Below are 2,914 nucleotides of genomic sequence, written 5' to 3'. Positions count from 1 at the left end.
GCACGTTCTTCGAACCTCAAGCCGTCCCCCAAGCCGCCTGAAACATCACCAATCAACCGACCCGCCCCTTGACGAAAGAGATAGGGGCACCCCCCGCAGCAGCCTCATCCCTTCCGATCCCCCAGTCACTTCAGCCTTCTAGTGGAGGGCCCCATGCCTTCATCTGTCATGCCCACGCCCAGGCGGGCTGACGGTCACCCGTCTCCGGCCGCCGTCTCCACCGTCGGCCTGCGCAAGTCGTACGGCGACAAGGTCGTGCTCGACGGCATCGATCTGCGCATCCCGGCCGGGTCCGTGTTCGCGCTGCTCGGGCCGAACGGCGCCGGCAAGACCACCGCCGTGAAGATCCTGTCCACGCTCATCACCGCCGACGGCGGGCAGGCCCAGGTCGCGGGCCACGACATCGCCACCTCACCGGACGGAGTGCGGGCCGCGATCGGCGTCACCGGGCAGTTCTCCGCCGTCGACGGGCTGATCACCGGCGAGGAGAACATGCTCCTCATGGCGGACCTGCACCACCTCTCCCGCAGCGAGGGGCGACGGATCACCGCCCAGCTGCTGGAGCGCTTCGACCTCACCGAGGCCGCGAAGAAGCCCGCTTCTACCTACTCCGGCGGTATGAAGCGCCGCCTCGACATCGCCATGACCCTCGTCGGCAGCCCGCGAATCATCTTCCTCGACGAACCCACCACCGGCCTCGACCCGCGCAGCCGCCACAGCATGTGGCAGATCATCCGCCAGCTGGTCGCCGACGGCGTCACCGTCTTCCTCACCACCCAGTACCTGGAGGAGGCCGACCAACTCGCCGACCGCATCGCCGTCCTCAACGACGGCAGGATCGCGGCCGAGGGGAGCGCCGAGGAGCTGAAGCGGCTGATCCCCGGCGGGCACGTGCGGCTCGGCTTCTCCGATCCGGCGGCGTACCAGTCGGCCGCCTCCGCCCTGGGTGAGGCCACCCGGGACGACGAGGCCCTCGCACTGCAGATCCCCAGCGACGGCAGCCAGCGCGAGCTGCGCTCCGTCCTCGACTGGCTGGACGCGGCCGGTATCGAGGCCGACGAGCTGACCGTGCACAGGCCCGACCTCGACGACGTGTTCTTCGCCCTGACCGGCGGCACCGACGTCCCCAACCAGCCCAAGGAGACCGTCCGATGAGCGCCCTGCCCCTCGCCGTCCGCGACTCGTCCACGATGCTGCGCCGCAATCTGCTGCACGCGCGCCGCTACCCGTCGATGACGCTGAATCTGCTGCTCACGCCGGTCATGCTGCTGCTGCTCTTCGTCTACATCTTCGGCGACGCGATGAGCGCCGGCATCGGGGACGGCGGGGCGGACCGCTCCGAGTACATCGCCTACGTCGTCCCAGGCATCCTGATGATGACCATCGGCGGCACCACGATCGGCAGCGCGGTGGCCGTCGCCATGGATATGACCGAGGGCATCATCGCCCGCTTCCGTACGCTGGCGATCCACCGCGGCTCTGTACTCATCGGCCATGTCCTCGGCAGTGTGCTGCAGTGCGTGGCGAGCGTGGCCCTCGTCGGGGCCGTCGCGGTGGCGATCGGGTTCCGGTCCACGGATGCCACGATCCTGGAGTGGCTGGCGGCGTTCGGGCTGCTCGTCTTCTTCTCCCTGGCTCTCACCTGGATCGCGGTCGGCATGGGCCTGTCCAGCCCGAACGCCGAGGCCGCCAGCAACAACGCGATGCCGCTGATCTTCCTGCCGCTCATCTCCAGCACCTTCGTACCGGTCGACGCGATGCCGGGCTGGTTCCAGCCGATCGCCGAGTACCAGCCCTTCACCCCGGCCATCGAGACGCTGCGGGGGCTGCTGCTCGGCACCGAGATCGGCCACAACGGGTGGCTGGCCGTCGTCTGGTGCCTGGGCCTGGCCGTACTCGGCTACTTCTGGTCCAAGTCGCTGTTCGACCGCGACCCGAAGTAGCGGGAGATGGACGGGCCAGCAGTTTGAGGGCCGCGGCCCGCAACTCGTCCCACTCCAGGGCGGCATACTCCGACACCGCGTCGGCGTATGCCGCCCCGTCGGCATTCTCGTACGGCATCCGCAGGCGGCCTTATCCCGCGTCCCCGTTGGACAGCAGCAGGTTGGCGGCCTGGGCGTCCATGTCGTGCAGGGCAAGGTCGAGGTGGGCGGCGCCGGTGGTGCGGGGCGCGGCGTGGCCGGCCACGTTGTTCCAGGTGCCCAAGGTGGTCAGTCCGGCAACCAACAGCAGCGTGCCGAGAGCCACGGTGAGCAGGACCGTGGCCGCGCGCAGAAGGCGCAGCCGCGCGGGCACGGATGCCCAGTAGCGGCGGCGCAGAGCGGCCCGCGCGGCCACGGCCTGCTGCCTGCGGGGCTGCCCCCGGGCGGGGTGACCGTCGGTTGGGGCGACTGCGCGCCGGCCTCCGGCCGAGGTCTGTGTGATGTACCGGCCGTGATGGTCACGGTGCCTCCCACGTCGCTCCACGGACGGTCGCCCCTCCCCCGTCGCCGCTCAGTCTGCGACCGGATCCGGCCATGGACGGACACGTTGACGCCCTTCTGACGGCGCGCCAGGTCTGTTTGACGGGATCTTGACGGCCCTCGCGCCGGACCCGTATGAAAGCCGCAAATTCCGTCCCGGGCAGGGTTGTTCGGCCGTCCTTCGCGGATAGGTTCCTGTGGTCCGCCGCCGAGGCCCGGGGAGTCAACGGCCTCACCGGCTCCGGAGCCCCGTCCGCATGCGGCTCGCGGCGACCCGGTGCGTGTCTCGAAGGCAGGCACCAGCGTGTGGCGTCCCGTCGTTTCCCGCGCCGACGTCCGCGCACCACCGTGGGGGGGGGGGGGGGAGGCGAAGAAAAGAAAAAAGGGAGCCACAAACACCACCAACCCCCGCGCCGACAGCCCCCCACCCCCGCCTCGCCGACACACGCAAA

The 2,914-nt window shown here is 70.0% G+C and carries 3 protein-coding genes; 2 read left to right on the top strand and 1 reads right to left on the bottom strand.

Annotated features, from left to right (window positions below):
* Positions 1 to 153: 153 nt before the first annotated feature.
* Positions 154 to 1,155, top strand: a complete 1,002-nt coding sequence (locus ACFU95_RS28675; RefSeq protein WP_383832847.1) for an ATP-binding cassette domain-containing protein — start codon at positions 154 to 156, stop codon at positions 1,153 to 1,155.
* Complete coding sequence (locus tag ACFU95_RS28670) at positions 1,152 to 1,943, top strand: ABC transporter permease (protein WP_383832845.1); 792 nt, start codon at positions 1,152 to 1,154, stop codon at positions 1,941 to 1,943. The genes ACFU95_RS28675 and ACFU95_RS28670 overlap by 4 nt, the downstream gene beginning before the upstream one ends.
* Positions 1,944 to 2,073: 130 nt before the next feature.
* On the opposite strand, the gene ACFU95_RS28665 is transcribed toward ACFU95_RS28670, so the two are convergent.
* Positions 2,074 to 2,337, bottom strand: coding sequence for a hypothetical protein (locus tag ACFU95_RS28665; RefSeq protein ID WP_383832843.1), 264 nt, complete (start codon positions 2,335 to 2,337; stop codon positions 2,074 to 2,076).
* Positions 2,338 to 2,914: the final 577 nt, after the last annotated feature.

The organism is Streptomyces sp. NPDC057623 (assembly GCF_042800355.1).
Classification (GTDB): Bacteria; Actinomycetota; Actinomycetes; order Streptomycetales; family Streptomycetaceae; genus Streptomyces.
This window is presented reverse-complemented; position numbering and strand designations above follow the sequence as displayed.